The 1,408-nt window shown below is 56.4% G+C and carries 1 protein-coding gene; it reads left to right on the top strand.

Translation table 11 applies throughout. The features are described 5' to 3' along the window. Nucleotides 1–163 precede the first annotated feature (163 nt). Nucleotides 164–1,354: an IS1249 family transposase gene (locus CRD20_RS06260; protein WP_187405085.1), complete on the top strand. Its 1,191-nt coding sequence runs from the start codon at nucleotides 164–166 to the stop codon at nucleotides 1,352–1,354. Nucleotides 1,355–1,408 lie beyond the last annotated feature (54 nt).

Here is a 1,408-nt window from a genome sequence, read left to right as displayed (position 1 = left end):
CGGGTTAAGTGACAAAAAGTGTGTCTGATTTTCAGCCTATTTGCTGGTCAGGCCGCATAAAACGGGCTTATATAAGGTTCCAGACCTTATTCAGGCCCGTTTCTTGCTCAATCCACCGGAATGGCTCCTGCATGTGGTAACAGGGGCCTGGTTGTCTTTCTGGGTGACTCCAAACAGACCCCGATGCCCTATATGCGCTGGGCAAATGAAGAAAAACGGCACCACAACCAAAGGGACAACCAGGTGGCGATGCAAAAACCCTGACTGCGGATGCTCAACAACACGACACCGCCCCGATCAGACCCACACCCGGGATTTCAAAGCGTTTCACACCTACGTCACCGGCACTGCTTCTTTAACCAAGGTGGCCGACACCTTGAATGTCTCCCGGCGCACACTCGACCGCCGGTTCACCTCATTGTGGCTTATCGATGTCCCTAACACCCCCGATCCCAACCGGGTCTACGACCAAATCTTCATCGACGGCACCTACACCGACGCTGGCTGCTTACTTGTGGCAGCCAGCCACGACCACGTCATCGCATGGCACTGGACACAACGCGAAACCGCCCACGCCTACACCCAACTACTCAAAAACATCGCCCCACCACTATGCGTTGTCCTCGACGGTGGCCAAGGCGCCTACTCAGCAATCAAAACCTGCTGGCCAACCACCCGCATCCAACGCTGCCTTGTCCATGCCCAACGCGTGGTCCGTCGCTACACCACCAGCCGTCCACGCACCGACGCAGGCAAAGCTATCTACGCCCTGGCGTTGAAACTGACCCGTATCGCCACACTCGACCAGGCACGGGAGTGGACGCTGCGCCTGCATGACTTCGGACAGGTATTCAAAGCATTCCTCAACGAAAAAACACCCCTCCCCAAAGAACGCCGCACCCTCAACAACCAGTGGGAATGGACCCACCTGCGAGTTCGCAAGGCATACAACTCACTGCTGCACCTATCGCGCAATAACTGGCTGTTTACCTACCTGCAGCCACCACCAGAAGCACTCGAACCACAGCGCTGGGCATCAACAACCAACAGTCTGGAAGGCGGCGTCAACGCCCAGCTCAAACGCATCGCCGACGCGCATCGCGGCAGGTCCGGGGAGCGCCAACGCAAAATGCTCGAGTGGTACCTGCACTCGAAAACGCAGCTGCCTGACGACCCGCTAAAGATCGCCAGGCAGTGCAATTACGGACAAGATCAACTCGCCAAAGTCAACGATCTTGTCCCAGAAGACCACAACAAAGCCGACCACGAAACAGGACGACCAGCCTTCTACGACAACACTATCCCAACCGAATACCAACACAACATAGGAATCCGGAAAGGGCCCATGAGATAAAAAGGGCCCACCCGGCGACACACCGAGCGGACACACTTTTTGTCACTTAACCCC

This window comes from Corynebacterium sp. LK33 (assembly GCF_014334955.1).
Classification (GTDB): Bacteria; Actinomycetota; Actinomycetes; order Mycobacteriales; family Mycobacteriaceae; genus Corynebacterium; species Corynebacterium jeikeium_D.
This window is presented reverse-complemented; position numbering and strand designations above follow the sequence as displayed.